23 protein-coding genes are annotated in these 23,205 nt (G+C 62.6%); 9 read left to right on the forward strand and 14 right to left on the reverse strand.

Features of this window, described 5'->3' with window-relative positions:
• The first annotated feature begins 222 nt into the window (after positions 1 to 222).
• Positions 223 to 447: an alkylphosphonate utilization protein gene (locus tag AB4Y97_RS03765; RefSeq protein ID WP_441997663.1), complete on the forward strand. Its 225-nt coding sequence runs from the start codon at positions 223 to 225 to the stop codon at positions 445 to 447.
• Between the two features lie 396 nt (positions 448 to 843).
• Here the strand turns inward: AB4Y97_RS03765 and AB4Y97_RS03770 are convergent, their stop codons facing one another.
• Positions 844 to 1,755, reverse strand: coding sequence for a response regulator (locus AB4Y97_RS03770; RefSeq protein WP_441997664.1), 912 nt, complete (start codon positions 1,753 to 1,755; stop codon positions 844 to 846).
• Complete coding sequence (locus AB4Y97_RS03775) at positions 1,752 to 2,135, reverse strand: response regulator (protein ID WP_441997665.1); 384 nt, start codon at positions 2,133 to 2,135, stop codon at positions 1,752 to 1,754. Before AB4Y97_RS03775 ends, AB4Y97_RS03770 begins: the two co-directional genes overlap by 4 nt.
• Positions 2,136 to 2,235: 100 nt before the next feature.
• Here AB4Y97_RS03775 and AB4Y97_RS03780 point away from each other — a divergent pair, with 100 nt between their 5' ends.
• Both AB4Y97_RS03780 and AB4Y97_RS03785 read left to right on the forward strand, forming a co-directional pair.
• A complete protein-coding gene (locus tag AB4Y97_RS03780) occupies positions 2,236 to 2,526 on the forward strand; it encodes a DUF3572 domain-containing protein (protein WP_441997666.1) in 291 nt (96 codons plus the stop codon).
• 12 nt (positions 2,527 to 2,538) lie between these two features.
• On the forward strand, positions 2,539 to 3,810 hold the full coding sequence (locus AB4Y97_RS03785; protein WP_441997667.1) for a DNA polymerase IV: 1,272 nt from the start codon (positions 2,539 to 2,541) through the stop codon (positions 3,808 to 3,810).
• On the opposite strand, the gene AB4Y97_RS03790 is transcribed toward AB4Y97_RS03785, so the two are convergent.
• Entirely contained in the window at positions 3,801 to 4,643 is an 843-nt protein-coding gene (locus AB4Y97_RS03790; protein WP_441997668.1) for a cell envelope integrity EipB family protein, read from the reverse strand. The two genes, AB4Y97_RS03785 and AB4Y97_RS03790, sit on opposite strands and share 10 nt — an antisense overlap.
• 122 nt (positions 4,644 to 4,765) lie before the next feature.
• Between AB4Y97_RS03790 and AB4Y97_RS03795 the strand changes: the two genes are divergently transcribed.
• On the forward strand, positions 4,766 to 5,236 hold the full coding sequence (locus AB4Y97_RS03795) for a RidA family protein (protein WP_441997669.1): 471 nt from the start codon (positions 4,766 to 4,768) through the stop codon (positions 5,234 to 5,236).
• Positions 5,233 to 5,985 (forward strand): glycerophosphodiester phosphodiesterase family protein, encoded by a 753-nt coding sequence (locus AB4Y97_RS03800; RefSeq protein WP_441997670.1) that lies wholly within the window; start codon positions 5,233 to 5,235, stop codon positions 5,983 to 5,985. Before AB4Y97_RS03795 ends, AB4Y97_RS03800 begins: the two co-directional genes overlap by 4 nt.
• A 113-nt stretch (positions 5,986 to 6,098) precedes the next feature.
• Here AB4Y97_RS03800 and AB4Y97_RS03805 read toward each other — a convergent pair whose 3' ends face one another.
• Positions 6,099 to 6,608, reverse strand: coding sequence for a GlcG/HbpS family heme-binding protein (locus AB4Y97_RS03805; protein ID WP_441997671.1), 510 nt, complete (start codon positions 6,606 to 6,608; stop codon positions 6,099 to 6,101).
• Positions 6,609 to 6,857: 249 nt separating this feature from the next.
• Between AB4Y97_RS03805 and AB4Y97_RS03810 the strand changes: the two genes are divergently transcribed.
• Positions 6,858 to 8,042, forward strand: a complete 1,185-nt coding sequence (locus tag AB4Y97_RS03810; RefSeq protein ID WP_441997672.1) for a GNAT family N-acetyltransferase — start codon at positions 6,858 to 6,860, stop codon at positions 8,040 to 8,042.
• Between the two features lie 52 nt (positions 8,043 to 8,094).
• Here AB4Y97_RS03810 and AB4Y97_RS03815 read toward each other — a convergent pair whose 3' ends face one another.
• The 4 genes from AB4Y97_RS03815 to AB4Y97_RS03830 form a co-directional block, all read right to left on the reverse strand.
• Positions 8,095 to 8,343 carry a hypothetical protein gene (locus AB4Y97_RS03815; RefSeq protein WP_441997673.1) on the reverse strand — a complete coding sequence of 83 codons (249 nt, stop codon included), beginning with the start codon at positions 8,341 to 8,343 and terminating at the stop codon, positions 8,095 to 8,097.
• Positions 8,340 to 10,799: an ATP-dependent Clp protease ATP-binding subunit ClpA gene (clpA, locus tag AB4Y97_RS03820; RefSeq protein WP_441997674.1), complete on the reverse strand. Its 2,460-nt coding sequence runs from the start codon at positions 10,797 to 10,799 to the stop codon at positions 8,340 to 8,342. Before clpA ends, AB4Y97_RS03815 begins: the two co-directional genes overlap by 4 nt.
• Before the next feature lie 31 nt (positions 10,800 to 10,830).
• The gene (gene clpS, locus AB4Y97_RS03825) at positions 10,831 to 11,172 is read right to left on the reverse strand and encodes an ATP-dependent Clp protease adapter ClpS (RefSeq protein WP_441997675.1); all 342 of its coding nucleotides are present in this window, start codon (positions 11,170 to 11,172) and stop codon (positions 10,831 to 10,833) included.
• A gap of 341 nt (positions 11,173 to 11,513) precedes the next feature.
• Complete coding sequence (locus AB4Y97_RS03830; RefSeq protein WP_441997676.1) at positions 11,514 to 11,849, reverse strand: phasin family protein; 336 nt, start codon at positions 11,847 to 11,849, stop codon at positions 11,514 to 11,516.
• A 251-nt stretch (positions 11,850 to 12,100) separates the two neighbouring features.
• Here AB4Y97_RS03830 and AB4Y97_RS03835 point away from each other — a divergent pair, with 251 nt between their 5' ends.
• Positions 12,101 to 13,663, forward strand: a complete 1,563-nt coding sequence (locus tag AB4Y97_RS03835; protein ID WP_441997677.1) for an SPOR domain-containing protein — start codon at positions 12,101 to 12,103, stop codon at positions 13,661 to 13,663.
• Between the two features lie 64 nt (positions 13,664 to 13,727).
• Here AB4Y97_RS03835 and AB4Y97_RS03840 read toward each other — a convergent pair whose 3' ends face one another.
• Positions 13,728 to 14,438, reverse strand: a complete 711-nt coding sequence (locus AB4Y97_RS03840) for a DnaJ domain-containing protein (protein ID WP_441997678.1) — start codon at positions 14,436 to 14,438, stop codon at positions 13,728 to 13,730.
• Between the two features lie 183 nt (positions 14,439 to 14,621).
• Here AB4Y97_RS03840 and panC point away from each other — a divergent pair, with 183 nt between their 5' ends.
• Complete coding sequence (gene panC, locus AB4Y97_RS03845) at positions 14,622 to 15,464, forward strand: pantoate--beta-alanine ligase (protein ID WP_441997679.1); 843 nt, start codon at positions 14,622 to 14,624, stop codon at positions 15,462 to 15,464.
• Between the two features lie 5 nt (positions 15,465 to 15,469).
• On the opposite strand, the gene AB4Y97_RS03850 is transcribed toward panC, so the two are convergent.
• The 4 genes from AB4Y97_RS03850 to AB4Y97_RS03865 all read right to left on the reverse strand — a co-directional run bounded on the left by AB4Y97_RS03850 (position 15,470) and on the right by AB4Y97_RS03865 (position 18,677).
• Positions 15,470 to 15,826, reverse strand: a complete 357-nt coding sequence (locus AB4Y97_RS03850; protein WP_441997680.1) for a hypothetical protein — start codon at positions 15,824 to 15,826, stop codon at positions 15,470 to 15,472.
• Between the two features lie 80 nt (positions 15,827 to 15,906).
• Positions 15,907 to 16,167, reverse strand: coding sequence for a hypothetical protein (locus tag AB4Y97_RS03855; RefSeq protein WP_441997681.1), 261 nt, complete (start codon positions 16,165 to 16,167; stop codon positions 15,907 to 15,909).
• Positions 16,168 to 16,181: 14 nt separating this feature from the next.
• A complete protein-coding gene (locus AB4Y97_RS03860) occupies positions 16,182 to 16,619 on the reverse strand; it encodes a DUF1489 family protein (protein ID WP_441997682.1) in 438 nt (145 codons plus the stop codon).
• A 54-nt stretch (positions 16,620 to 16,673) separates the two neighbouring features.
• The gene (locus AB4Y97_RS03865; RefSeq protein WP_441997683.1) at positions 16,674 to 18,677 is read right to left on the reverse strand and encodes an acetyl/propionyl/methylcrotonyl-CoA carboxylase subunit alpha; all 2,004 of its coding nucleotides are present in this window, start codon (positions 18,675 to 18,677) and stop codon (positions 16,674 to 16,676) included.
• A gap of 257 nt (positions 18,678 to 18,934) precedes the next feature.
• On the opposite strand from AB4Y97_RS03865, the gene AB4Y97_RS03870 reads away from it, so the two are divergent.
• Positions 18,935 to 20,281 (forward strand): Nramp family divalent metal transporter, encoded by a 1,347-nt coding sequence (locus AB4Y97_RS03870; RefSeq protein ID WP_441997684.1) that lies wholly within the window; start codon positions 18,935 to 18,937, stop codon positions 20,279 to 20,281.
• 186 nt (positions 20,282 to 20,467) lie between these two features.
• Here the strand turns inward: AB4Y97_RS03870 and AB4Y97_RS03875 are convergent, their stop codons facing one another.
• Entirely contained in the window at positions 20,468 to 23,176 is a 2,709-nt protein-coding gene (locus AB4Y97_RS03875; protein ID WP_441997685.1) for a valine--tRNA ligase, read from the reverse strand.
• Positions 23,177 to 23,205: the final 29 nt, after the last annotated feature.

Genomic DNA, 23,205 nt, shown 5'->3' on the forward strand with positions numbered 1-23,205 from the left:
TTGCTGTATGCCGCTTGTCTTGGTCATGTTTCAAGCGGCTAGAGCATCGGACCTAAAAGTGGCTTCCACTTTTAGGATCATCCGATGCTTTCTCTTTTGATGAGAGCATTGTGTGGCCGCAAAACCGGATCCACTTTTGCGCACGATGCTCTAAGACCATGAGAACCGTTCTCCAGGGCGGTTTGCTTTGATACGGCGATATAAAAGGATCAGGAGATCGACATGAGTGACGATATCGTCGTGAAGGACAGCAACGGTACCCGACTGAGCGATGGAGATTCCGTTCAGGTCATCAAGGACCTCAAGGTGAAGGGCACCTCCGTCACCCTCAAAAGGGGCACGACGATCAAGAACATCCGCCTCACCGACAACGAGGAGGAGATCGAGTGCAATGCCGAGAAGGTCAAAGGCTTGGTGCTGAAGACCTGCTTCCTGAAGAAGGCATGAGCCCTCCGGCGCGACGGCTTGCTGAATGCGCCCATCCGTGTCCAGCGTCAGGGGAAAAGAGGCTTCGGCATCCCGCAACCGGCCGATTGTACCCGCCCATACAAAAAGGCGCCTCGCGGCGCCTTCTATATTTCAGAAAAAGAGGTGGCCAGCTGGAGACGGTGTTGAGGAGGCAACGATCCGCCTCCAGCCTGGCCGAGCCCACGAAGTCCCAGGAGATGCGGCGGACCTGAGCATCCGTAGGGCATATCTACTCCGCTAACTCCGGAGTGTTATGGCATGAACATATAGGAAACATCGAGCGACGCAAGCGCTCGAAGCCGCCCTAATGCGGGAATTACGGGGGAGGCTATCACGAGTTCTGTGGAAAACAAGAAGCGATTTCCATGAAATGTCTCACGCGGCAAGTCGGGCGGGTGGAAGCGTCTGTCGCGAAAGGTCCGCTTCCGAGACAGCACTGTCGAGGCCCGTTTCAAGCCCCTTCAACGCTGCATTCAGGCCCTGTTTGCGGACGGCAAGGCGCACCCGCGCGAGAACCTCGCTCCGGTCGATGGGACGGAACAGAACGTCGTCCACCCCACTCTCGGAGGGGTCGCTTCCGAGACTGTCCGGTCCGTCGCCGAGGCCGATGAGACGGAGGCTGCCTGCATGGGCGGCCATCCGCAGATGTCGATACAGAACGGACGCCATCGGCGTCGTGCCGTCCATCGAGGCAAGGTCCAGGAGAACGACGCCGCAGGCCCCTTCGGCCATGCGAGCGACGGCCTGATCCGCCCCCATCGCCGTGACGAACGGAAATTCCGGGGACAGGACCTCTTCCAGGCGCTCGCGGGAACGGGAATCGGGATCGAGCACGAGAACCCGTGTCCGGGCCGTCGGGACGGTCGGCTCGGCGATGCCGGCGATCGTGGCGGCGCGGCGGAACGCATCGGTGAGGCCCTTAAGGACGACGAGGCTGCGCAACCGCATCAGGAACGGCATTTCCGCCATCGGGAAGGACAGGCATTCGTTCGCTCCCGCAAGAAGCGCCTGAAAACGCTGCCGGGGCTCGCACTCCTCGGTGATGAGGGCGACAGGCAGATGGCGCAAGGCCGGCTCGCCCTTGAGCAGTCGGCAGAAGGCGCAGCCGTCGAGATCCGGCTGGAGCGCCTCCAGGAGCACGATATCCACGCTGCCCCGACGGCACAGGGCGATGCCGTCCCGCCCGCTTGTCGCGACGACGACCTTGAACCCGGCCTCCGTCAGAGGCTTTTCGAGAATTCTGGCTCTGCGGACGACGGTGCTGACGATCAGAACCGTCCCGTTCATGAAGCGAAGTTATCCGCGTCGAGATAGGTTTTGACGGTCGCGATGAACTTCGCCACCGAGATCGGCTTGGACAGATAGGCCTCGCAGCCGCCTTCCCTGATCCGCTCCTCGTCGCCCTTCATGGCGAAGGCGGTGATGGCGATGACGGGAATGGATTTCAACTCGTCGTCGGCCTTGAGCCAGCGGGTGACTTCCAGGCCGGAGACCTCTGGCAACTGGATATCCATCAGGATCAGGTCAGGCTTATGGGCTCTTGCAAGCTCCATGGCTTCGATGCCATGCCCCGTCTTCAGGGTGGCATAGCCATGCGCCTCGAGGAGATCGTTGAAAAGCTTCATGTTGAGTTCGTTATCCTCAACGATGAGCACGGTCTTCTTCATTGCCGATGTCCCAGGGCCCAAAAACTGACTTCACCGGCCCGCATATTCGTCCGATGATGACCTTAGATTGAAACCTATTGATGAAATGCAAATCCCAGGCATGAAAACGCCGATCAGGAAGATTACCGTCGATGAGGCCGAAAACGTGGCGTTGAGCGCGTTCTCCTACATCACCGGCGACGAGGAACGGTTGAGCCGGTTTCTCGCCGTCTCCGGCCTGCATGTGGATACGATCCGCTCCGCCGCCACGGCACCCGGCTTTCTGGCCGGAATCCTCGATTACGTGGCCGCCGACGAGCCGCTGTTGATCGCCCTGGCGAAGGAATTGCAGATGAAGCCGGAGCGTATCATGGAAGCCCATTGGACTCTCTCGCCCTCGGAGTTCGAATAGTAAGAGGCGTCCATGAGCGCTCCCCTCTGCCGCGATTGCCTGACGCCTTCCGCCAACGCGACGGCGGAGCGCTGCCCCTCGTGCGGATCCCCTCGCCTGCTCAGGCACCGGGAGCGCGATTCCCTGTCCATCGCCCATGTGGATTGCGATGCCTTTTTCGCCGCGGTGGAGAAACGCGACGACCCGAGCCTTGCCGACAAGCCGGTGATCATCGGCGGCGGCAAACGCGGGGTGGTCTCGACCGCCTGCTACGTGGCGCGCACCTATGGCGTGCGCTCGGCCATGCCCATGTTCAAGGCGCTCCAGGCCTGCCCGCATGCGGTGGTGATCAAGCCGAGCCTCGACAAATACCGCATCGCCGGACGCGCCGTGCGGGACCTGATGTTCGAACTCACGCCGTTGGTGGAGCCGGTCTCCATCGACGAAGCGTTTCTCGATCTCTCCGGCACGGAGCGGCTGCACCATGGTAGCCCTGCCCTTACTCTGGCGAAATTCGCCAAACGGGTGGAGAACGAGATCGGCATCACCATCTCGGTCGGCCTGTCCTACAACAAGTTCCTGGCCAAGATCGCCTCGGATTTCGAAAAGCCGCGCGGTTTCTCGATCATCGGGCGGGAAGAGGCCGCCGACTTCCTGGCCGACAAGCCCGTCTCGATTATTCCCGGCATCGGCGCCTCGGCCCAGAACCGGCTCGCCAAGGCGGGGGTGACGAAGATCGCGCATCTGAGGGACGCATCCCTGAAAGCCCTCTTCGAGGCGCTCGGCCGCGACGCCCAACGCCTGTCGCGCATAGCCTGGGGACAGGACGAGCGACCCGTAAAGCCCGAGCGGGAGACCAAGAGCATTTCGGCGGAAACGACCTTCGACACGAATCTGAGATCGTTCGAAGACCTGGAGCCCACCCTGTGGCGCCTGTCGGAGAAGGTTTCTCGCCGCATGAAGGCGGCAGGGCTCGCGGGACGCAGCGTGACGCTCAAACTCAAGGACACGGAGTTCAGGCTCATCACACGGACCCGATCAAGCCTTGCACCGACCCAACTCGCCATCCGCCTGTTCGAGCCTGCGCGGCAATTGCTGAAGAGCGCCTGCGACGGCACCGCCTATCGCCTTATCGGCATCGGCGCCGCCGATCTCTGCGATGCTGCGGAGGCGGATAAGGGCGACCTCGCCGATCAGACCGTTGTCAAACAGGCCCATATGGAATCAGCCATCGACAAGATCCGCGAGAAATTCGGCGCGGCCGCTCTGCAGAAGGGGATCGCGCTGCGCAAGCCTCAGCGCTGACAGGCCGCCTGCTTCCGGTCCGGCTGGATCTGCAGGCTCTGCAGGTCGCCCTTCAAGGTGAAGTCGCCGTAATCGAGCCTCAAGGCCCGACTGATCCCGTTCTCGTAGAGCTCGAACGAGACCTTGTAGGCCGGCATGCGGTCCGCGCTTCCTTCCGCGAAATAGCTGACCGTCACCGGCCAGCGCGGCACCTTCGCCAACACGTCCTGGCGGACGGGCTCTTCGAGGTTGTCGCCTGCCCCAGGCTCGATCCTGTGGCCAATCAGCGCCAGGGTGTCATAGACCTTCTTGCCATCGTCGGAGCCGTCATAGACCTTGATGGCGACCGTGTTGTCGCCGTTTCGGGCGGCCTCGATCAGGCGCTTGAGATGCTCGGTCGGAAAAATCGCCCGGCCTCCGGCGGAAAAGCTCGCCCGCTTGGGCTGCTTGAGGCTTACGTCGAGCGAGCCGTCGGGCCCGAGCTTCGCATCGCCGTCGACCCCATCTCCGCCCTGGCCTCCCACGGAGGAGACGGATTTGAAGCGCATGGACAGACCGTCCCCGGCTTCGAAGGTAGCGGTCTGGGTGTCGAGGGTGCGCGAGCCCGTCTCGTTGCTGTTGAGGACCGTCACCTGACGGTATTTCAGGGTGTAGCCGTCACAGGCGTCACCGCCGAAATCCATGGCGATGCGCCCTCTCGCGTTGTCCAGGCCGCGCGAGCCCTCCGAGCGGATGAGGGAAAGGTCGTAAACGGCCCGATGCGGAATGAGCTGCACCGCGGGTTTCGCCGTTTCGGCGGCGGCCGGCACAAGCATGGCAACGAAAAGGCTCGATACCGTCAACAGGGAGCGCATGGATCCTCCTGGGTCTCTCTCCATAAGATAGAACCCTCCTGCGGACACGGCAATGTTCCAGCTTGCGTCTCTCTGGCTCATCCGCCACAAGGTTGCCGGATCATCGCAAGCCGAGGCTTCATATGAGCACTGTTGAAAAGAAACTTCAGGGTTTGGGCATCACCCTGCCGACTCCGGCCGCTCCGGTGGCGAATTACGTGCCGTTCGTCCGCACGGGCAACCTGATCGTCATCTCCGGCCAGCTTTGCCTCGGCCTCGACGGCAAGCTCGGCGATGCCCACAAGGGCAAGCTCGGCGCCGAGATCTCGCCCGAAATCGGCCAGCAGGCCGCCCGCCTCTGCGCCATCAACCTGCTCGCGCAGCTGAAGGCGGCAATCGGCGATCTCGACCGGGTCGTGCGGTGCGTGCGTCTCGGCGGTTTCATCAATGCCGTCCCGACCTTCGCAGGCCTAGCGCCCGTCATGAACGGCGCATCCGACCTGATGGTCGAAGCACTGGGCGACAAGGGCCGCCATGCCCGCTCCACCATCGGCGTCGCCGAGCTGCCGCTCGATGCCTGCGTCGAGGTCGAAGGGATGTTCGAAGTCCAATGAGCACGCCCAGCTGGATTGTCGCGAAGCCCATCGCCCATCGCGGCCTGCACAACAAAGCCAACGGCATCATCGAGAACACACTTGCCGCAGCGGAAGCTGCCATCGAGCGCGGCTTCCCGATCGAGTGCGACGTTCAACTGACGGCCGACGGCGAGGCCATCGTCTTTCACGATTTCGACCTCGCGCGTCTGACCGGCGAGCACGGCCTTGTGATCGACCGCAAGGTCGACGATCTGACGAAGATCGGCATCTCCGGATCCGTGAAGGGCGACAAGATCCCCTCCCTCAAGGGTTTCCTGGGCCAGATCGCCGGGCGCACGCCCCTCGTCATCGAGATCAAAAGCAAGTTCAACGGCGATCTGCGCCTGACGAAGCGGGTCTGCGAGATCCTCAAGGATTATCACGGGCCGTTCGTCGTGAAGTCGTTCGATCCGGATATCGTGGCGGCCCTGCGCACCTTCGCGCCGAACATCACGCGCGGCATCATCGCCGAGCTGCATTACGCTTCGAAGACCGATGAGATCCTGTCGCCGGAGCTGAAGTTCCGTCTTGCGAACCTGCTCCATCTCGGGGAGTCGCAGCCGCATTTCCTGTCGTGGAAGGTGAGCGACCTGCCATCTGCGCCGCCCTATCTCTGCAAACTCCTCGGCCAGATGCCCGTCATGACCTGGACCGTGCGCAATCCGGAAGACCGGGCGCGGGCCGAAAAGCATGCGGACCAGATGGTGTTCGAAGGCTTCCTTCCCTAAACAGCGATCCGAAATCGGGGTCCGTGCCGGCAAGCGCGGACCTCGGTTTTCGAAAGGATCGTGCCCCCTCGGACCTCTTCCCGAGATGCGGCTCAAGATGCGGCCTCAGGCCGTCATCGGAGCGCATCCACGCCGGCTTTGCAGACGAGCGCGTCCTGATCCCCTGTGCCGCCGCTGCAACCGATCGCGCCGATCAGCTTGCCGTCCTCGACGAGCGGAAAGCCGCCGGGGGACGCCGCGAGAAGGGGATCCAGGGTAGCGACATAGGGGTGGTTCGTTTCGAACAGGTTGTAGAAGACGCGCGTCTCACGCCGCCACCGCGCCGCAGTCCGCGCCTTGTTCTGCGAAATCCCGATGGAGGCGAGCTGCGCACCGTCCATCCGGGCGAAATGGATCAGCTCTCCATTCGGATCGACGACGGCGATATTCATTTTCCAGTTACGCTTCCTTGCCTCATTCTCCGCCGCAGCGAGAATTTGTTTCGCACGGTCGAGATTGATCGGCGTTCCATAAGGAATATCGAACGGGATGTTCTCCGGCGTTCCACCGGCGGAAGGCTGAGCCGGCGCCGATTGCTGCGCGACAGGCTGGCCGGACGCGTCGCCGAGCCGAGCGGTCGTCATGAGACCGATTGCAGCCAAGCATAGAGTGGTAATGGTTCGACGAATTGTGCGGGGCATGAGGATCGTCCTTCCATGCAGGCGGAAAAATCGCTCATGCCGATCAATCTAGCACAGAGTGACGATGGGAGCGCGGACCTAACGCCAGCGTGACAAACCGCCGATGCTGCGGGCACCCATCCTGCCCTGGCGATTGTCAGGATCGCGCCGGGACCCTACCTATAGGGCTCAACGGCGAGATCCTTCTTTACCGTGACGCTCCAAGTCAAAATTGCTCAAGGATTGAAGGCGGTCCCCGCCGCCGCCTGGGATGCCTGCGCCATCACGCGTGATAAGGCTTCGGTTGGCGATGAAGACCCGTTCAATCCCTTCGTCACCCACGCTTTCCTTTCCGCCCTGGAAGATGCCGGCTGCGTCGGGGCGAAGACCGGCTGGGCACCTTTGCATGTGCTCGTCGAGGACGATGCGGGAGCGCTTCTGGGCGCAGCGCCTTGTTATCTCAAGTCCCATTCCATGGGCGAATACGTGTTCGATCATGCCTGGGCGGATGCCTATGCCCGAGCAGGCGGGCATTACTATCCCAAGCTTCAGGTCTCGGTTCCGTTCACACCCGTCAACGGCCCGCGCCTCCTGACGCCCGAGGGTCCCCATGCCGAGACCATTCGCGCCCATCTGATCGCGGGCCTGCGCGCCGTGCGTGATCAGACCGGCGCCTCCTCGATCCATGCGACCTTCCTTCAGGAAAGAGATCTGAACGCCCTGACATCGCAAGGCTTTCTGCGCCGCGACGACCAGCAGTTCCACTGGTTCAACGAGGGCTATCGCAGTTTCGAGGATTTCCTCGCTGCTCTTGCCTCCCGCAAGCGCAAGGTGATCCGGCGCGAGCGTCGGGACGCCCTGGCGGACGGCATCTCCATCGAATGGGTGACCGGCAGCGACATTACCGAAACTCACTGGGATGCGTTCTTCGCCTTCTACATGGATACCGGCGCGCGCAAATGGGGCCGTCCTTATCTGAACCGCCGCTTCTTTTCCCTGATCGGCGAGCGGATGGCCGAGCAGATTCTTCTCGTCATGGCCAAGCGCAACGGGCGCCATATCGCGGGCGCGATCAACTTCGTCGGCGATCGGCGGCTTTATGGCCGCAACTGGGGATGCATCGAGGAGCACCCCTTCCTGCATTTCGAGGTCTGCTACTATCAGGCCATGGAATTCGCCATCGCGAAGGGACTCGACCGGGTCGAGGCCGGCGCGCAGGGCGAGCATAAGCTGGCGCGCGGCTACAGGCCCGTCATCACCTCCTCCGCACATGACATCGCGGATCCTTCGCTACGGAAGGCGGTGAAGTCCTATCTCGATCAGGAGCGGATGTATGTGTCTGAGGCGGCCGATGAACTCTCGGCGGCCACTCCCTTCCGGCATCGGGAAGAGGATTAGGGTCCACCCTGCAGGCATTCGGAGAGTTAGGGTATCGCTTCGATGTCGACGCTCAGCGGCTGGCGTTGATGGTGCGAATGCCGTCAATGATCGCCGAAGATGACGTACCGACGGCATTCAGGGCCACTTCGACCGCCCAATAGCAGCCGACAATGATAACCGGCACGAGGATCCAGGCCAGAATTTCCTCGAACCATACGCGTCGGCGACGCCGGGCCCGGCGCTGTTCGCGCCAGGTCGGCTTCACCTTGGTGATGGTAGGGGCGGCCTCGAGAGGGCCTTCGTGCAAATCGGTCGTCATGCCTTAACCAGGGGAACCTTGGGAACGGTGCGGATGCCTCCGCCCCCATTACCACCTGAACCTTTTGGTTTCACGACTTTTTTCGGCTTCGCCGAACCGGCCGACTTCGCCCTTGGCTTCCGCTTGGCCGTGACATCCTTCTCAGGCTTCGGCTTTACCGGCCCTTCGGGATATTCGAAGCCGAGCGTCTGAAGCCCGATCTCGTCCGTCTTCACGACGACGCGGACCGCACCGCCGTCCTTCAGGCGACCGAACAGGACATCGTCGGCCAAAGGCGTCTTGATGGTCATCTGGATCAGGCGGGCCATCGGGCGGGCGCCCATGGCTTCGTCATAGCCATGCTCAGTCAGCCAGTCGCGGGCTTCGTCCGACAGCTCGATGGTGACATTGCGGTCGGCGAGCTGGGCCTCGAGCTGAAGCACGAACTTGTCGACCACCTTCTGCACCACTTCCTTGGGCAGGTGACCGAAGGAGATGATGGCATCGAGCCGGTTGCGGAACTCCGGCGCGAACAGCTTGTTGACAGCCTCGGTGTCGTCCCCTTCCCGCTTGGTGCGGGTGAAGCCGTAGGCCGGGCGGGCCATGTCGGCGGCGCCCGCATTCGTGGTCATGATGATGACCACGTTGCGGAAATCGACCTGCTTGCCGTTGTGGTCCGTCAGCTTCCCGTGATCCATGATCTGGAGCAGGATGTTGAACAGATCCGGATGCGCCTTCTCGATCTCGTCGAGCAGGAGCACGCAATGGGGATGCTGGTCGATGCCGTCGGTCAAGAGACCGCCCTGATCGAAGCCCACATAGCCGGGAGGCGCGCCGATGAGGCGGCTGACCGTGTGGCGCTCCATGTATTCCGACATGTCGAAGCGCAGCAGCTCCACGCCGAGCGACAGGGCGAGCTGCTTGGCCACCTCCGTCTTGCCGACGCCGGTCGGGCCCGCGAAGAGATAGGCGCCGATCGGCTTCTCGGGATCGCGCAGGCCCGCGCGGGCAAGCTTGATCGCCGAGGTCAGCGACTCGATGGCCTTGTCCTGACCATAGACGACCCGCTGGAGGGTCTCCTTCAGGTTGGCCAGCACCGTCGCATCGTCCTTGGAAACGGTCTTGGGCGGAATGCGGGCCATCGTGGCGATGGTCGCCTCGATTTCCTTGATGCCGATGGTCTTCTTGCGCTTGTTCTCCGGCAGCAGCATCTGCGATGCGCCGGTCTCGTCGATCACGTCGATGGCCTTGTCCGGCAGCTTGCGATCATTGATGTAGCGCGCGGAGAGCTCCACCGCGGCCTTCACGGCCTCGTTGGTGTAGCGGAGCTTGTGGAACTCCTCGAAATAGGGCTTCAAGCCCTTCACGATCTCGATTGCATCCGGCACCGTCGGCTCGTTCACGTCGATCTTCTGGAAGCGGCGAACGAGGGCCCGATCCTTCTCGAAATACTGGCGGTATTCCTTGTAGGTGGTCGAGCCGATGCAGCGCAGCGTTCCCTGCGCCAGGGCGGGCTTGAGGAGGTTCGACGCATCCATCGCGCCGCCCGACGTCGCACCGGCGCCGATTACCGTATGGATCTCGTCGATGAACATGATGGCGTTCGGATGGGCCTCGATCTCCTTCATCACCTGCTTCAGGCGCTCTTCGAAATCGCCGCGATAGCGGGTGCCTGCGAGCAGCGTGCCCATGTCGAGGGCGAACACGGTCGCATCCTTGAGGACTTCCGGCACCTCGCCGCGCACGATCTTGCGGGCCAGACCTTCTGCAATGGCGGTCTTGCCGACGCCGGGATCGCCGACGAGGAGCGGATTGTTCTTCTGGCGGCGGCACAGAACCTGGATCGTGCGCTGCACCTCAAGCTCACGGCCGATGAGCGGATCGATCTTCCCGTCTCTCGCCTTCTTGTTGAGGTTGACGCAGTAAGCGTCGAGCGCGTCACCCTTTTTCTTGGCACGGGTATCGGACTCGTCCGAGGTCGGACGCTCGGAGGATTCCTCCTCCGTACCGCGCGGCGCGCGGCCTTCCGTCAGGCCAGGACGCTTGGCGATGCCGTGGCTGATGTAGTTGACCGCGTCGTAGCGGGTCATATCCTGCTCCTGCAGGAAGTAGGCAGCATGGCTTTCCCGCTCGGCGAAGATCGCGACGAGCACATTGGCGCCCGTCACCTCGTCCCGGCCGGAGGACTGCACATGGATGACCGCCCGCTGGATGACCCGCTGGAAGCCGGCGGTCGGCTTGGAATCCTGACGTCCATCGGCGACGAGATTCGCAAGCTCGCTATCGACGTATTCCACCAGGTTGCGACGCAGAAGCTCAATATCGACGTTGCAGGCTCGCATCACCGCCGCCGCGTCCTGATCGTCGATCAGCGCGAGCAGCAGATGCTCCAGCGTCGCGTATTCATGACGGCGCTCGCCCGCCAGGGCGAGGGCTCGGTGAAGGGCTTGTTCAAGACTGCGAGAAAAGCTCGGCAACGGCTTGTCCTTTAAGAGACGGTTGTCTCGGCTAATTCTTTTCCATTACACATTGAAGCGGATGCTGGTGTTTCCGGGCGAAATCCATCACCTGAGTCACCTTCGTTTCCGCAACTTCGTAGGTAAAAACTCCACATTCGCCCACGCCATTCTGGTGCACATGCAGCATGATCCGGGTCGCATCCTCACGGTTCTTGTTGAAGAAGCGCTCCAGCACATGCACCACGAACTCCATCGGCGTGTAATCATCGTTCAGAAGGAGAACGCGGTACAGGTTCGGACGTTTCGTACGCGGTTTGGCTTTCGTGACGATTGCCGTTCCGGAACGACCATCGTCACCGCCACCGGGGGACTGGGGCCCGGCACCGGACATGGGAAATGCCTTTGACCGGACGGAAGCGCCCTGAGCTATCCGCAGCATGATATATCGATCGACCCTCTTCATCTGGTTATGTCCCCGCAGCCTGAGGCTTGTTATCGACCGCGACGCATATCCAAATGTATAGTCGCCCTATTCGGTTCGCCAGATCAACCAGATGGGTCGTCGCAGGCTTCCCTGAAAGAGCGATATCCTGAACATGGTCGCACAGGCGGCTGAATTCGAGCCCCTGTTTGCATTTTTGCTCTCTTAACGGCTCGGCCCACGGCACACGAAAGCAAAAAGCCCGGCGCGATGGCCGGGCATTTCAATTTATTCTCGACGGGCGCGTGGCGTCAGGCGGACACAGCCCTGGCCATGAGGCCTTCATAGGGCTTGAACGCCTCGGTCGCGAGCGTCGAATAGAAATCGCCGAACTTGGCCGACTGGCTGACAAGGCCGTCGTAGGACTTGCGCACATAATCGGCCTGAATCTCGACAGCCTTGTCGAGGGACCGGGCGCCCAGGAGCTGCTCTACGGCCGCGGAGTTCTGCTCGAACGCCTTCTTGGCGAATTCGGCCGACTCGACCGCAATGGCCTGGGCTCCCTTGGAGAGGGTGCCGAGCACCTTCATGGTAGCATCCAGATTGTCCTGGCCGAACTTCTGAAACTGATCGAAAGGCTGGATCATCGTAAACCTCAGCTGTTAACTTTTTCGCTGGCGAAGATGTCCGCCAGATGCGATAACGTTAATATATGCACTGCACAAAATATGTCAATAAAATTGTGCAGTGCACAATTCGATACCCAAAAGTCGACGGCGTTAACCCACCCGTAACCGCAACCCCTTACCGTTGGAAAGTGTGTTGTGCCGGCAACGATCTCCAAAAGGAGCGGCCGGTGCGGAGCCTGAGACCAAGCTAAGACAGGGACGGTTACAGGATGAATTCGGTATGCGTTTGGGCCAGACGCCGTAAGACATTTGCACTCGTCGGCATTGCTACATCGATCGCCATTGCCCTCACCAGCCCGGCCGAAGCGGCTCGCCGTAAGGTTAAATCCGGGGGCGGCTACAATCCCCCTTCTGCGTCCATTGTCGTCGACGCCAAGACCGGGCGTATCCTCGAGGCCGAAAATGCGGACGCCCTGCGCCACCCGGCCTCGATCACGAAGGTCATGACCCTGTACCTGCTGTTCGAGCAGCTAGAGCAGGGCAAGGTAACGCTTCAGACCCCCCTGCGCGTATCCGCAAAAGCGGCCCGCCAGTCCCCCTCCAAGCTCGGCCTGCCCCCGGGCAGCACCATCGAAGTCGAGGACGCGATCAAGGCGCTGGTCACGAAATCAGCGAACGATATCGCCGTCACGGTCGCGGAAAACCTGGCCGGCACCGAAGAGGCTTTCGCCGAGCAGATGACCCGGAAGGCCCGGGCGCTCGGCATGATGAAGACCGTTTACCGCAATGCATCCGGCCTGCCGAATCCCGGACAGGTCACGACGGCGCGGGAACTGACCATTCTCGGCCGGGCGATTCAGGACCGTTTCCCGAGATATTATCCCTATTTCAGCACCCATGTGTTCAATTACGAGGGCGCCAGCCACCGTAACCACAACCGCCTTCTGGGACAGATCGAAGGCGTCGACGGCATCAAGACCGGCTTCATCGGCGCCTCCGGCTTCAACATCCTGACCAACGTCAAGACGGAGGATCGCCATCTCATCGCCGTCGTGCTCGGCGGCCGCTCGGCTACCCTTCGCGACAGGACGATGGCCTCCCTCATCGATTCCAACCTGCCGCGCGCCTATGCCGGCGCGCGCACGGCCCCGATGGTAGCGGAGAATGCCGCGGCAGCCCGCCCGGTCGTCGTAGCCGACGCCTCGCCGACGCCGAGCGCTCGCGTCGAGACGACCGCCGCCGCCGAGCCCGCCGCTCCGCCCCCGCCGGCCCGCAAGCCTCTCGACCTGAACTCGCTGCGCCCGGTCGTCGCCTCGGCGGCAGGCGCCAGCTCGACCACGACTCCCTCCTCCTCGGGCCCGGCAGTCCGTTGGCAGAAGGGCCCCGAGGCCCTGCCGCAGAATACGCAGGCCTATGCGGCCCTTGAGAGCGATACCGGCCCGTCCGACAAGGAAAAGGCGGCCCTTCTCGCCAAGATCGAGAACCATGTTCCGATGAAGACGGCTGCCTTGAAGGCTGAAACGCCGAAGGCGGAAGCCCCGAAGGTCGAAGCTCCGGAGCCCAAGCAGGCCGCTCGCCCCGCCATCACGGGATGGGTCATCCAGCTCGGCGCAACGGATGACGAGGACAAGGCCAAGGCCATGCTTGACGCTGCCCGCACGAAATCGGGCAAACTTCTGGCGAAGGCTTCCCCCTTCACGGAGAAAGTGACCCGTGACGGCACCACCCTTTATCGCGCCCGCTTCTCCGGGTTCGATGAATCCGATGCCGCCCAGAATGCCTGCAGGTCCTTGAAGAAGAGCGGGTTCGCCTGTTTCGCTTCCCGCGGCTGATAAGTTACCGCGACGGTGCGCGTATTGTGCCGTCGCATCCTGAAACCGGATCGCGCGTGGAGTATCAGCGATGTCGGCTCAACAAAATTTCTCGCGCCTCGTTGACGCGAGCAGCGAGATGCGCCGTCCCCCCCTGGTCGGGATGGAGTTTCTTCATGAGCGTCCGATACGCCTGTCGGATCTCATCGACGCTCGCGCCCGGCTGAAGCCCCAGGATCTGGTAGGCTTCCTCTTTCGACATCGCGCCCGGCTGCGCACGAGCGCGCGACCTCGGGTCACGATCACCCTGAGCGTGTTCACGCCAGCCGGCAAACCGGCGATCAAGATAAGCCTCTAGAAGCGCCACGCCTTCCGGATCGAAGGCGCGGCACTCGTCGTAGACCCGACGCAGGCCTGTCTGATCGAGGTCGGACAGGCTCCGCCCAGCATAGGCTCCGGCCAGGACCATGCCGCCGAGTGCTCCGGTCGTATGGTCGATCTCCATCTCGATCATGGCCGAGCGAATGCGCGAGAAGCGGCCTGCCGCACCTTGAGTCCTGCGCCAGATTCCGGGAAGCTTGAGCCCGCTCCAGCCGAGCGCCCAGGCGGCGAACCCGCCCAGAAGCAGCGCCATGTCGATCCGACCCCGCAGGCCCAGGACAGCGGCGGCTCCGAGCGCTACGACTCCGGCCACCACCTTGAGCGCCTTGGCAACCACCGCGGTATCGGAGTGGACGAAAGCCTTGGTGAGCCACCACAGAAGAGCGGCGGCGGCGATCCCGTAAAGCAGCATCATGTTCTTCGTTCCCGCTCGTCATGTGGGCGGAGCATGGTCTTTTGTAAATGCGCGGATCTAGGACATTGCACGGTTCGGTCGGACCCTTGCTCTTTAATGCCGCATGATCTTGTTCGGAAAAACCGGTTTCCACTCTTTTTTGGATCATGCTTTAGCGACATGGCGTCTTTATGGGGATGAGCGATGCCATCGGTTCCGGTCATCGAGCCCGTGGACGCCTTGCGCGAAACCGTTTCCGGCTGGAGACAGGCAGGCCGGCGCATCGCCCTGGTCCCGACCATGGGCGCACTTCACGAGGGCCCTCTCTCCCTCGTCCGCCTGGCTCGCCACGAGGGCGACCGGGTCGTCGCATCGATTTTCGTCAATCCGACTCAATTCGCGCCCGGCGAGGATTTCTCGAAATATCCGCGCACTTTCGAGGACGATCGCAGGATGTGGACGGGTCTCGCCGATCTTGTCTTCGCGCCGAACGTCCAGGAGATGTATCCGCCGGGCGATGTGACGCGAGTCAGGCTGTCGGGACCGGCAAGCGTCGATCTCAAGGATCGATTCCGTCCGACGCATTTCGAGGGCGTCGCGACGATCGTCGCCAAACTCCTCAATCAGGTCCAGCCCGATATCGCGGTGTTCGGCGGGAAGGATTTTCAGCAACTCAAGGTCATCGAGCGGATGGTCGAAGACCTGCATATGCCCGTCCGCATTCTTCCGGGCCCGACAGTGCGGGAGGCAAGCGGTATCGCCCTATCGTCCCGCAACCGTTTTCTCTCGGATGGAGAGGCCGAACTGGCGGCCTCTCTGTTCCGGACCTTGAGTTCCTGCGCCGAGGCTCTTCGTGCAGGGGGCAATCCGGCCAATATCATCGAAGCCGGATGCGCCGTTTTGTCGAAAGCAGGTTTCCAGGTCGATTATCTGGAGCTTCGCGACACCGGGGCTCTGGCTCCGCCCACCGCAATGTCAGGCCCGCTTCGCCTTCTTGTCGCGGCAAGGCTGGGTCAAACGCGCCTGATCGATAATATTGCCGTGTAACCTCCTCAGTGCAGGAGGCGCGCGGAACTCCGCTGGCTCTCACGCTCCCAGGTCTGAACGACGACGCCGTTGATGCCGATATCGTGAAGCCGGTCGCTCAAGTCGATGAAATGACGCTCGGTTGCTTCGACATCGAACTCGATTTCTTCGCTTTCCGCCTGGTCGGCTTCGGACGCCGCATATCTCTCGTAGGCGGCCGACATTTCGGCATAGGCGAAAGCCACGGGGAGAGTTCTGAAGATGGTGGAGAATTCCTCGTCCAGATCGCCGGTCTGGAGATCGCGCATCTGGACGAGATATCCATCCGTATGTTCGCACACTTCATAACGCCAGTGCCGGCCCTCAGATGCGGTCAGAAGCATCGCAACCTCCACTCAACTGAACTGCTAAGCCAATGCGAATCGCGGCACAGCGGTTCCATGAACGGATACTGACCTAAAGGCTAACGCCGGAAGCCGCCCTCCGCGCGGACGCGTCCGCTGACACGCACCTGGGTTCCGTTGCCAAGATCGACGAAGCCTGCCCCTTGTCCGGCGCCCGCCTGCAATCGGGCTTCAGGCGCCTTGGATTTGGCAGGCGCCTTGCACCCCGGCAGGGCCTGTACCTGGGGGCCGAGCGCACCTTCCGGTATGCGGCAATCCTTCGCCATGGCTGGCATGGTGCCAGCCAGCAGGAGGGCCAGAATGGGCCCGGCTCTCATCATAAAGCGAGTCATCGTCAAAGAAGCCCCAACTCCGCCAGTTCGCGGCGCATGTCCTCCGGCATCTTAGCCAGATCGCCCGCCTTGAGGTCAATGTCGCGGGGCACATCTTTCCCGTTGAGATAGCGCCAGCCCTGGAATGGCCGGTAGGGGCGCGGCTCGACCGGAATGACCTTCGGCTCCAGTATCAGACGGCAGCGCCCGATGCCGTCCGCATCGGTGAAGGGCCGCACGTCCAAAAGCCTCTGGCGGCAGGCGACATGCCCCTTGATCACCCAGTAAAGCGATCCTCCGTCGAGAAGCTCGTCGCCCCGCTTCGGCATCATCCGTGTCGTATGGGTCTGCTCATAGTCGCGGCCGAGGCGCCGGTGATGAACCCGGTTTTCCTCGATCCATTCCTCGAGGTCGGTGATCGACTCGCAGCCGACGCAGAGCTTGATGAGGTGAAGTGACATACGAATGTTGAACCACGTGCTGGAAATGGGGAAAACCCGGCTTTGCGCCGCAGGTCACCCTTCAGTCTTGAGAACGACGAGCCGCGCCCCTTCCGCCACCTGCGCTCCCGGCTCGGCGGCGATTTCGGCCACCTCCCCGTCCGCAGGCGAGATGAGGGCATGCTCCATCTTCATGGCCTCGACGATGGCGAGCCGCTGGCCCTTCTCGACCCTGTCCCCCGGCTTCACGAATACGGCGATGAGCTTGCCGTGCATGGGCGCCTTCACGGAGTCGCCGCCATTCAGATGTTCGAGATCCACATTGAAGGGATCGTAGAGGGATACCCGCGTCTGGCGACCGTTGCGGAGTACGATGACGCCATCGTCCGTGAGGACGAAGTTTCGCGGGTCCTTCGACATGTAGTCGTCGAGCATGCGCGATGTGCCATCCGCCCAACGGGCCGCGACATTGATATTGGCGGAAGCCTGACTGGGCTCAGGCCATTGCAGCAGAACATCCGCCCGCTCGCCGTCGATCAGCACGGGGAAGCTCTGGCGACGCGCTCCGCTGAGTTGGAACCCATCACGATCATCCCAGGGCGAAGGTACGGGGCCGTTAAAGATCGAAGCGCGATAGCTGCTTTCATCGAAATCGACATCGAACAGCTTCAGCACGCCTAGACGGACGGCTTCCCCATCCGTCTGCTGCGCAACCGCGCCGAGGCCCTCCATATTGCGGTCGATGAAACCCGTATCGAAATGTCCCTCGCGAAACTCCTTCGCCTCGCAGAGCTTCTTCAGGAAGGCGACATTCGTCTTCGGGCCCGCGACGATGGTCTCGCCGAGCGCCTCGGCCAGCCGCGCCAGAGCTTTGTCGCGTGTCGCGGCATGCGCGATGACCTTCGCGATCATCGGATCGTAATAGGGCGTGACCTCGTCTCCGGCCTCGACGCCCATATCGACGCGCAGTCCCTCCCCTTCGGGAAAATCCAGCGCCCAGAGCTTGCCCGTGGACGGCAAAAACTCCCTCTCGGGATCCTCCGCGTAAAGCCGCGCCTCGACGGCGTGGCCGTCAATCGCGAGATCGGCTTGCGTGAAAGGCAGCTTCTCACCGGAGGCCACACGGAATTGCAGTTCCACGAGGTCGAGCCCGGTAATCGCCTCGGTCACCGGATGCTCCACCTGGAGCCGGGTGTTCATCTCCATGAAATAGAAGCGCTCAGGATGCAGCCCTTCACGTCCATCGGCGATGAATTCCACCGTGCCGGCGCCCACATAGCCGACGGCGCGCGCGGCCTCGACGGCGGCCTTGCCCATGATGGCGCGCATCTCGGGCGTCATGCCCGGCGCGGGTGCTTCCTCGATCACCTTCTGGTGACGGCGCTGAAGCGAACAATCACGCTCGAAAAGATGCACCACGTTGCCATGGGCATCGGCAAAAACCTGAATCTCGATATGCCGGGGCGAGAGCACGTATTTCTCGATCAGAACGCGCGGGTCGCCGAAGGCGCTTTGCGCCTCGCGCTGCGCGCTTTCCAGCGCGGCGTCGAAACCGGCGGCCTTGTCGACCCGCTTCATACCCTTGCCGCCGCCGCCTGCGACGGCCTTGATGAGAACGGGATAGCCGACCTCATAGGCCTTCTGGCGCAGGAAATCCGGCTCCTGCCGGGAGCCGTGATAGCCGGGAACGACCGGCACGCCGGCCTGCTGGGCCAAAGCCTTGGCCGCATCCTTCAGCCCCATGGCGCTGATTGCGGAGGCAGGCGGGCCGACGAAGACGATGCCAGCTTTCGCGCAGGCCTCGGCGAATTCGGCGCGCTCGGAAAGAAAACCGTAACCCGGATGGATGGAAGCCGCGCCCGTGCGTTTGGCAACCTCGATGATCCGGTCGATCCGGAGATAGCTGTCCCGGGCAGGCGCCGGGCCGATGAGATGGGCCTCATCGGCCATTTGGACGAAGAGCGCATCGGCATCCGCCTCGGAATACACGGCGATGGTGCGCAGCCCCAACCGCTTGGCGGTGCGAATGATGCGGCACGCGATCTCGCCGCGATTGGCGATCAGGACACTCTCGAGCATAGTCCCTCCGTAGTCCGAGGCGTGAAAGCCCGGTTGTCGCTCAGCTAGAGCAAAACAGGCGGCGCTTGTCACGCTTCAACCTGCCGCTGCCGGCCGGCACCCTGGGGTCATAGGGCAGCAAGTCCCGTTTCCCAGGATAAGCTCAACACCGTACTATTTTCCTTAGTTCTCTCGATTTCCACAAAACACCCCTTGCGGCCCACTCCCGCGCCAGCTACCTTTTTATTGCAAATGGTTTGCAACTGCAGAAAAGCGCGATGGATTCCTCCACACCTTCTTCTCTTGGCGCTCCCTCCGGCTGGCGCCACGCTCGTCATCAGCCGTCCTTGCCGGAGGTGAGCCGTTCCATCGCGGTACGACCGGGCTCGAAATGGCGGCGCATGGCCGCCTTCCTCGGCCCCGGCTACCTCGTCGCCGTGGGCTACATGGACCCCGGCAACTGGGCCACATCCCTCGCCGGCGGCTCGAAATACGGCTATGCGCTGCTTTCCGTGGCGCTGATCTCCAACATCATGGCGATCATCCTCCAGGCTCTCTGCGCGCGGCTTGCCATCGCCACCGGGCGCGACCTCGCCCAGGCCTGCCGGGATGCCTATCCGAAGCCCGTCTCATGGGTTCTGTGGGCACTGGCGGAGCTCGCCATCTGCGCGACAGATCTGGCGGAGGTGATCGGCACCGCCATCGGCCTCAATCTCCTCTTCGGCCTTCCACTGGAAATCGGCGTCCTGGTGACGGCGCTCGATGTCTTTCTCATTCTCTACCTGCAGAACCTCGGCTTCCGCTGGGTCGAGGCCTTCGTCATCGCGCTTCTCGGCGTGATCGCGGTCTGCTTCGGCATCCAGATCGCTCTCGCCGATCCGGACTGGGGCGGCGCGATCCGCGGCTTCGCGCCGACGACGGAGATCGTCACCAATCCGGACATGCTTTATCTTGCGCTCGGCATTCTCGGCGCGACGGTCATGCCACATAACCTTTATCTCCATTCCGGCATCGTGCAGACACGGGCCTATGGCGACACGCTTCACGAGAAACGCGAAGCCCTGCGCTATGCCACGCTCGACTCGACCATCGCCCTGATGTTCGCCCTGACCATCAATGCGTCATTGCTCATCCTGGCCGCCGCCGCCTTCCACAAGGCCGGGCGGACCGACATCGCGGAGATCGGCGAGGCCTATACCCTGCTTCAGCCCCTGCTCGGCGCCGCCATCGCTCCGACGCTGTTCGGCATCGCCCTGCTCTGCTGCGGCCTGAATTCCACCGTCACGGCGACCATGGCGGGCCAGATCGTCATGGAAGGGTTCATCAACTTCAAGTTGGCGCCATGGGCGCGCCGACTCATCACCCGCGGCCTCGCCATCATCCCGGCGGCGGCCGTCACCATCGCCTATGGAGAGAGCGGCACGGCGCGGCTTCTGATCCTGAGCCAGGTGGTGCTGAGCCTTCAGCTTCCCTTCGCCGTCATTCCGCTGGTGACGCTGACCGCCTCAAAGGCCAAGATGGGCGAGATGGTGACGCCCCGCTGGATGACGGCCCTCGCCGCCATCATCGCCGCCATCATCGTGGCGCTGAACGTGAAGCTGCTGGTGGATTTCGTGATCGGCTGAAAAGCAGCCGCGCGAACTCTCCTCCCCCTTGCGGGGAGGAGTTGGAGGTGGGGGTCGTAAAGTCGGAACTCAGCGGACGCTCGGAGAGAGACCAAGGCCGATACCGCTTTTCATGCAGGCCGCTCACCCGGTCGTTCCACCCCCACCCCTGCCCCTCCCCGCAGGGGGGAGGGAATCCAGGTCGCGTCATGCACCCTTCAACCGGCCGAGCGCCTCTTCCATCTTGGCCTTGCGGGCCGTGGCGTCTTCGCGGCGCTCGTGCTGCTCCTCGATCACCTCTTCGGGTGCCCGCTTGATGAAATCGGCGTTGCCGAGCTTGGCATCGATCTTGGCGATGTCGGCGTCGAGCTTCTGGATTTCCTTCTGCAGGCGGGCGCGCTCGGCGGCGAGATCGATCACGCCTTCCAGCGGCAGAGCCGCCACCTCGCCCCGGATCAGGAGCTGGATGGAGCTCTTGGGCGCGGAATCCGCATAGGAGATCTCCGACAGGCGCGCGAGGCGCTTGATGATATCACCCCAGACCGCGATGCGATCCTTCACGTAAGGCGCTGGCGAGACCAGCGCGAGCGGGATCTGCGCGCCGGCAGGAACGTTCGTCTCCGAGCGGGCGGAGCGGATTTCGGTGACGAGGTCGACCACCCAGCCGAGTTCGGCCTCGGCCTTCTCATCGATGAGGTTCCCGAGCAACGGCCAGGATGCCAGCGCCAGGACGCTCTCGCGCTTCGGACCCTCACGCCCCTTGATCGCCCACAGCTCCTCCGTGAGGAAGGGCATGAAGGGATGCAGCACCTTCGAGATCTCGTCGAAGATGAAGGCGATGGTGGCGCGCGTCTCCTCCTTCGCGGAAGAATCGGGCCCCTGAAGCACCGGCTTCGCCAGTTCGAGCGTCCAGTCGCAGAACACGTTCCAGACGAAGCGATAGGCGGCAAGCGCAGCCTCGTTGAACTTGTAGGCCTCGATGCCCGCCGTCACTTCTGCGACGGCTTTGGCGAGCTCGCTGAGCGCCCATTTGTTGAGCGTCTCCTGCACCGATCTCGGATCGAAATTCGCGGTGCGCACGCAACCGTTCATCTCGGCGAAGCGGGCGGCGTTCCAGATCTTGGTCGCGAAGTTGCGATAGCCTTCAACGCGCTGGACGCTGAGCTTGATGTCGCGCCCCTGCGCCGCCATGGCCGCAAGGGTCATGCGCAGGGCGTCCGCGCCGTATTGCTCGATCACGCTGAGAGGATCGATGACGTTCCCCTTCGACTTCGACATCTTGGCGCCCTTCTCGTCACGGACGAGGGCGTGGATATAGACCGTGTCGAAGGGCACCTCTTCCATGAAGTGCAGGCCCATCATCATCATCCGGGCGACCCAGAAGAAGATGATGTCGAAGCCCGTCACAAGCGTGTTGGTGGGATAATAGCGCTTCACCTCCGGCGTATCGTCCGGCCAGCCGAGGGTCGAGAACGGCCACAGGGCCGAGGAGAACCACGTGTCGAGCACATCCTCGTCACGAGTCAGCGGCACGTCATGGCCATGCTTGGCGCGGGCCTCGGCCTTTGCCTCGTTCTCGCTATTCGCAACATAGACATTGCCATCAGCGTCGTACCATGCCGGGATCTGGTGGCCCCACCAGAGCTGGCGCGAGACGCACCAGGGCTCGATGTTCTCCAGCCACTGGAAGTAGGTCTTCTCCCAGTTTTCCGGCACGAACTTGGTCTCGCCCTTGCGCACGGCGCCGAGAGCCCGCTCGGCGAGCGGCTTCACGTTCACGTACCATTGATCTGTCAGATAGGGCTCGATCACCACACCCGAACGATCGCCGTGGGGGACCATGTGCGTATGTGGCTCGATCTCGACCAGATCGCCGCGCTCCTCCAGCATGGCGACGATGCGCTTGCGCGCCTCGGCCCGATCGAACCCATCGAGCGCCAGGATAGCCCGAAGGTCGTCCGACGGTGGAAGCTCCTCAAAGAAAGCCTCGTTGCCGTTGAGGGCAAGCTGCGCCTCGGTGCCCAGGATGTTGATGAGCGGCAGCTTGTGGCGCTTGCCGACATCGAAATCGTTGAAATCGTGCGCCGGGGTGATCTTCACCGCGCCGGTGCCCTTCTCCGGATCGGAATATTCATCCGCCACGATGGGGATCCGCCGGCCGATGAGCGGCAGGATGGCGTGCTTTCCGACCAGGTCCTTGTAGCGCTCGTCCTCCGGGTGGACGGCAACGGCCACGTCGCCCAGCATCGTCTCCGGCCGGGTGGTGGCGACTGTGATGAAGCGGCCCGCCTCACCCTCGATGGCATAGCGAATATGCCAGAGATTACCCTTCACCTCGACCTGCTGCACCTCGAGGTCCGAAATGGCGGTCTGGAACTTCGGGTCCCAGTTCACGAGGCGCTTGTCCTTGTAGATCAGGCCCTGCTTGTACAGGTCCACGAACACCTTCAGCACGGCGCGGGACAGGCCCTCGTCCATGGTGAAGCGCTCGCGGGACCAGTCGCAGGAGGCGCCGAGGCGCTTGAGCTGGTCCTTGATCCGGCCGCCGGATTCCTCCTTCCACTCCCAGACGCGCGCGACGAATTCGTCGCGCCCGAGGTCGCGACGGTGGATCTGGCGCTCCATGAGTTGACGCTCGACCACCATCTGGGTGGCGATGCCTGCATGGTCCATGCCGGGCTGCCAGAGCACGTCGCGGCCGCGCATGCGCTCAAAACGGCAGAGAATGTCCTGGATCGTGTTGTTGAGGGCGTGCCCCATATGGAGCGAGCCCGTTACGTTCGGCGGCGGGATGACGATTGTATAGGGTGGCGCATCCTTGCGATCCGAGCGGCCTGCCTTGAAGGCCTCAGCCTCTTCCCAGCGGGTGGAAATACGCGCCTCGACGGCGGCGGGATCGAACGTCTTGTCCATCATGGTGAATACCGGCAGGTTGGCGCGAATAA

The organism is Microvirga sp. 2TAF3 (assembly GCF_052114965.1).
Taxonomy (GTDB): Bacteria; Pseudomonadota; Alphaproteobacteria; order Rhizobiales; family Beijerinckiaceae; genus Microvirga.

Bases quoted from the DNA above. Each gene is read 5' to 3' on its own strand.
- AB4Y97_RS03765 (WP_441997663.1), top strand. From the start codon at position 223: ATGAGTGACGATATCGTCGTGAAGGACAGCAACGGTACCCGACTGAGC.
- AB4Y97_RS03770 (WP_441997664.1), bottom strand. From the start codon at position 1,755: ATGAACGGGACGGTTCTGATCGTCAGCACCGTCGTCCGCAGAGCCAGA.
- AB4Y97_RS03775 (WP_441997665.1), bottom strand. From the start codon at position 2,135: ATGAAGAAGACCGTGCTCATCGTTGAGGATAACGAACTCAACATGAAG.
- AB4Y97_RS03780 (WP_441997666.1), top strand. From the start codon at position 2,236: ATGAAAACGCCGATCAGGAAGATTACCGTCGATGAGGCCGAAAACGTG.
- AB4Y97_RS03785 (WP_441997667.1), top strand. From the start codon at position 2,539: ATGAGCGCTCCCCTCTGCCGCGATTGCCTGACGCCTTCCGCCAACGCG.
- AB4Y97_RS03790 (WP_441997668.1), bottom strand. From the start codon at position 4,643: ATGCGCTCCCTGTTGACGGTATCGAGCCTTTTCGTTGCCATGCTTGTG.
- AB4Y97_RS03795 (WP_441997669.1), top strand. From the start codon at position 4,766: ATGAGCACTGTTGAAAAGAAACTTCAGGGTTTGGGCATCACCCTGCCG.
- AB4Y97_RS03800 (WP_441997670.1), top strand. From the start codon at position 5,233: ATGAGCACGCCCAGCTGGATTGTCGCGAAGCCCATCGCCCATCGCGGC.
- AB4Y97_RS03805 (WP_441997671.1), bottom strand. From the start codon at position 6,608: ATGACGACCGCTCGGCTCGGCGACGCGTCCGGCCAGCCTGTCGCGCAG.
- AB4Y97_RS03815 (WP_441997673.1), bottom strand. From the start codon at position 8,343: ATGACGACCGATTTGCACGAAGGCCCTCTCGAGGCCGCCCCTACCATC.
- clpS (WP_441997675.1), bottom strand. From the start codon at position 11,172: ATGTCCGGTGCCGGGCCCCAGTCCCCCGGTGGCGGTGACGATGGTCGT.
- AB4Y97_RS03830 (WP_441997676.1), bottom strand. From the start codon at position 11,849: ATGATCCAGCCTTTCGATCAGTTTCAGAAGTTCGGCCAGGACAATCTG.
- AB4Y97_RS03835 (WP_441997677.1), top strand. From the start codon at position 12,101: ATGAATTCGGTATGCGTTTGGGCCAGACGCCGTAAGACATTTGCACTC.
- AB4Y97_RS03840 (WP_441997678.1), bottom strand. From the start codon at position 14,438: ATGATGCTGCTTTACGGGATCGCCGCCGCCGCTCTTCTGTGGTGGCTC.
- panC (WP_441997679.1), top strand. From the start codon at position 14,622: ATGCCATCGGTTCCGGTCATCGAGCCCGTGGACGCCTTGCGCGAAACC.
- AB4Y97_RS03850 (WP_441997680.1), bottom strand. From the start codon at position 15,826: ATGCTTCTGACCGCATCTGAGGGCCGGCACTGGCGTTATGAAGTGTGC.
- AB4Y97_RS03855 (WP_441997681.1), bottom strand. From the start codon at position 16,167: ATGATGAGAGCCGGGCCCATTCTGGCCCTCCTGCTGGCTGGCACCATG.
- AB4Y97_RS03860 (WP_441997682.1), bottom strand. From the start codon at position 16,619: ATGTCACTTCACCTCATCAAGCTCTGCGTCGGCTGCGAGTCGATCACC.
- AB4Y97_RS03865 (WP_441997683.1), bottom strand. From the start codon at position 18,677: ATGCTCGAGAGTGTCCTGATCGCCAATCGCGGCGAGATCGCGTGCCGC.
- AB4Y97_RS03870 (WP_441997684.1), top strand. From the start codon at position 18,935: ATGGATTCCTCCACACCTTCTTCTCTTGGCGCTCCCTCCGGCTGGCGC.
- AB4Y97_RS03875 (WP_441997685.1), bottom strand. From the start codon at position 23,176: ATGATGGACAAGACGTTCGATCCCGCCGCCGTCGAGGCGCGTATTTCC.